3 protein-coding genes and 1 pseudogene are annotated in these 3,713 nt (G+C 62.5%); 2 read left to right on the top strand and 2 right to left on the bottom strand.

Annotated elements, in window-relative coordinates; all coding sequences use genetic code 11:
* Positions 1 to 181: 181 nt before the first annotated feature.
* Positions 182 to 1,141, bottom strand: a complete 960-nt coding sequence (locus NMG10_RS25655) for an AraC family transcriptional regulator ligand-binding domain-containing protein (RefSeq protein ID WP_254465364.1) — start codon at positions 1,139 to 1,141, stop codon at positions 182 to 184.
* Between the two features lie 68 nt (positions 1,142 to 1,209).
* On the opposite strand from NMG10_RS25655, the pseudogene NMG10_RS25660 reads away from it, so the two are divergent.
* Both NMG10_RS25660 and NMG10_RS25665 read left to right on the top strand, forming a co-directional pair.
* Positions 1,210 to 2,061, top strand: a pseudogene (locus NMG10_RS25660) (sterol desaturase family protein).
* A complete protein-coding gene (locus tag NMG10_RS25665) occupies positions 2,058 to 2,654 on the top strand; it encodes an NADPH-dependent FMN reductase (protein ID WP_254465365.1) in 597 nt (198 codons plus the stop codon). The pseudogene NMG10_RS25660 and the gene NMG10_RS25665 overlap by 4 nt, the downstream one beginning before the upstream one ends.
* Positions 2,655 to 2,704: 50 nt before the next feature.
* Here NMG10_RS25665 and NMG10_RS25670 read toward each other — a convergent pair whose 3' ends face one another.
* Complete coding sequence (locus NMG10_RS25670; RefSeq protein ID WP_254465366.1) at positions 2,705 to 3,454, bottom strand: class I SAM-dependent methyltransferase; 750 nt, start codon at positions 3,452 to 3,454, stop codon at positions 2,705 to 2,707.
* Positions 3,455 to 3,713: the final 259 nt, after the last annotated feature.

Consider the following 3,713-nt stretch of genomic DNA (forward strand, 5'->3'; position numbering starts at 1 on the left):
CTTCAGAGCAAACGGCATTCCATACGGTATTCCACGTAGCAAACAAGGATAGGAAATAAACCTAAAAATCAATTAGATGTAATTTAAGTTCAAATCCCCCCGGCCCACCAAATCCTAATAAGAAGACGCCCAATGGGCGTCTTTTTTTGTACCTGCAATTCGGTGCCTCAGCGGCCAGTTCCTACAGCGACCGCCAGCGCTTGCGCGCATGGACATAAGCCGCCAGGTCACTGTAGCCAAGCTGTACAGCAATCTGCGATCGGCTATCCCCCTGCATCTCCAGGTACTGCTCAAGCTCCGCACGAACCCGATCAAGCAGCACACGAAAACTGGTCCCCTCATCCTCCAGCCGCCGACGCAAGGTACGCGCACTCTGGTGAAGCTCCTGTGCCTGAGCCTCCAGGGTAAGCGATCGGCCCGTGATCAGGCCCTGGCGGATGCCCTGGGCCACCCGGGCCGACCAGCCACTGAGCTGGGACTGCTGCGCCAACCGACGCTCCAGCTCCTGGCTCACCACCTCCATCATCCCGGCATGCTGGGTCAGCAATGGCATGTCCAGCTGGGTACGATTGAAGTACAAGCGGTTGTACCCGCAGTCGAACTGGATATCTTCACCAAACCACTCGCGGTACTCCGGGTAATACGCCGGCCGACGGTGAGCGAAGCACGCCCGCTGCGGCACGACCGCCGCGCCCAACCCCACGCCCATCACGCTGAGGGACATCACACTGTAGTGCTCGACCATATAGCGCACCAGGCTGGCTGGCGCATCGATACGCAATTCCACCCCGAGGCAATCACCCTCCTCGACCAGCGCCAGGGTATCCATGTCCGATGCCAGCCGTGCATAGCGCGCCCAGAAGCGGATGGCCTCGGCCAGCGTGGCGCTGTATAGGCAGCCCTGGGCCAGCACATGCCAGTCCTGGCGGCTGAAGTGCGAGAACAGGTGCAAGCCGATGGCCGGATCATGGCTGGCCGCCTTGGCCCAAAGCTGCTCCAGCGCAAGCATGCTGTAGTTGCTGCGCGCCTTCAGCGAATGCGTCTGAAGGTAGCGCTCCAGGACCCGCCCGAGCGGGCCGCGGTGGAATCGCTCGGGCGATGGGTTGGCCGGTTCTCGGGGGATTCTGTCCGTTTCGCGCATATCGTCTGACGGCTTCGTGAATTCTTATGGGTGGGCACCGCCTTGATCGGCACCCACCGGAGAATGCCATGAGCACAACAATAACAAACAGCCCGATACCGATTATTCTCGCCATCCTGATCGGCTTCATCCTCCTCGAAATCACCTGCGCCTGCTTCCGTCAGCCCCGCGGCAAACGCCGGGACGCGATCATCGAGATCGTCGGCAGCGCCTTGCTGATGGTGGTCACCCTGCCGTTGGTCACGTTCCTCAGCAACAGCCTGCTGGAACACTTCGCGCCGCAACTGAAGGACAGCCTCGCCGGCCTGCACTGGGTGCTTGGGCTCGTCCTGTTCCTGGTGCTGGACGACATGACCCAGTACTGGTGGCATCGCCTCAGCCACAAGGTGCCCCTGCTCTACTCGCTGCACCGCGCACATCATTCAGCGCCCTACATGAGCATTCGCATCGTCTATCGCAACAACAGCTTCTATTACCTGCTGATGCCCGGTCTGTGGTCCAGCGGGGCCCTGATCTAACTGGGGTTGGCGCCTGTGTACTTCGGCTACCTGATCGTCAAGATGCTGGTCATCTTCGGCGCCCACAGCAGCGTGCCCTGGGATGACAAGCTTTACCGCATACGCGCACTGCGGCCCGTGATGTGGCTGCTGGAACGGACGATTTCCACTCCCGCGACCCACTCGGCGCATCACGGCCTGAGCGCCGATGACGGGGTGACGCATTACAAGGGCAACTTCGGCAACCTGCTGTTCTTCTGGGACGTGCTGTTCGGCACGGCAAAGATCACCCGCCGCCGCCCACAACATTACGGTATCGAAGGCATGCGCCCGGTCAGCTGGCAGGAGGAGCTGTTCTGGCCGCTGGTACGTGGCAAGTCGACCAGCATGTCGACTGAATCGGATCAGGAGCTGGCCAAATGAGCCTGAATATCGTACTCGTGGCCGGCTCTAGCCAGCCGGACAGCCAGTCGGCGAAGGTGGCCGCCTTTCTCGCCCAACGCCTGCAGGCATTGCAACTGAGCGAGCTGCCGAGGGTGCTCGATCTGGGACGTGCGCCGCTGCCGTTGTGGCCAGCCAAGGATGAACACGGACTCTGGGCCGAGTATGCAGCCCTGCTGCGTGAAGCCGATGCCCTGGTGGTGCTGACCCCGGAATGGCACGGCATGGCCTGCCCGGCGCTGAAGAACCTGTTCGTCTACGCCGGCTACCGCGAGTTGGGGCACAAGCCGGCGCTGCTGGTCGGGGTGTCCTCTGGCCAGGGCGGGAGCTACCCGCTGTCTGAATTGCGTGCATCCAGCTACAAGAACTGCCGCATCTGCTACCTGCCCGAGCAGTTGATCGTGCGCCAGGTGGAGGACGTGATGAATGGCCCGCAAAGCGCGAGTACGCAAGACCTGCGCATTCGTCGCCGGGCCGACTGGGCGCTTCAGGTGCTGGGCGAATATGCCAGGGCGCTCAGGGGGATGAATGCGCGGGTCGAAATGGAGGAGCCGGAATTCGCCAACGGGATGTGAGGGTTCATGGCCGCTATCGATCGATAGCGGCTGCCTCGGCCTGCGCCCGCTTAACGCCTCGCTTCAATGAGATGACGGGTCGAATGCGCGACAAAAGGCTCGCCCTGGCGCATCTGGCTATCCAGGGCCAGCAGTTCAGCGCGGTACTTATCCACAGAGAAGTCCGGCACCCACCATACGCATTTGCGAAGAATCCACACGACTGCGCCTACATCATGGAACAGCATGCGGCAATGGGCTGTGCGCAGGTCAGTCACCGTCAGCCCGGCTGCCTGCGCTGCTGCCACTTCGTCCTGCGGATCGCGCAGTTGCCGCTCACGTGGCAATGGCCCCAGGAAATGCTCGATCAACTCGAAGGCCGAGGCTGGCCCTACGTGCTGGGCGAAGTAGTGTCCACCAAGTCGGAGGACGCGATGAATCTCGGGCCAGTCCGGTTGTACAGGGTGGCGTGAGGTGACTAGCTCGAATGAGGCGTCGGCAAATGGGAGCGCGGCACCGGGTGCGACCTGCACGACTTCAACGCCGCGCGGTTTCAGGCGCTCGTGCGCCTTGCGGGCGTTGGGCGGCCAGGCTTCAGTTGCGCACATGAGGGGTGGAAAGTGCGGTGCCTCATCCAGTACCTCTCCGCCGCCGGTGTCGAGGTCCAGCGCTGCGCTGACGGCACCCAGGCGCTGCGCAAGGAGCTGGGCATAGGCCCACGGTGGGCGCTGCTCGGAGGCGCGTCCTGCCAGCCAGTCGAAGCCCCAGCCGGTCACATCGGCTGCGTTGGCTTCGGCTATCAGGTCGTCGAAGGGTTTCATTCGGTGGTCCAGGTTAATGCTTGTGGTCGGGCCAGTATAAGTCGGGTAGGAGCGGCCTTGTGCCGCGAATGGGGCGCGTAGCGGCCCCGGGGTTTCAGTGTTGGTGCGCGGTCTCTGTAGAGGACCACCGTGGGAGCGGGCTTGCCCCGCGATGAGGCCGGATCTGACCGTGATGTTGCCTGGGCTGGCCTGATCGCGGGGCAAGCCCGCTCCCACGTTGTGTATTCCACAGCAGAGGTGCGTTGCTTTTCGGGACGCA

Source organism: Pseudomonas sp. DVZ6 (assembly GCF_024259445.1).
Lineage (GTDB): Bacteria > Pseudomonadota > Gammaproteobacteria > Pseudomonadales > Pseudomonadaceae > Aquipseudomonas > Aquipseudomonas peradeniyensis.

Excerpts from the sequence above, each read along its gene's own strand:
- NMG10_RS25655 (WP_254465364.1), bottom strand. The coding sequence starts at position 1,141 with ATGCGCGAAACGGACAGAATCCCCCGAGAACCGGCCAACCCATCGCCC.
- NMG10_RS25670 (WP_254465366.1), bottom strand. The coding sequence starts at position 3,454 with ATGAAACCCTTCGACGACCTGATAGCCGAAGCCAACGCAGCCGATGTG.
- NMG10_RS25665 (WP_254465365.1), top strand. The coding sequence starts at position 2,058 with ATGAGCCTGAATATCGTACTCGTGGCCGGCTCTAGCCAGCCGGACAGC.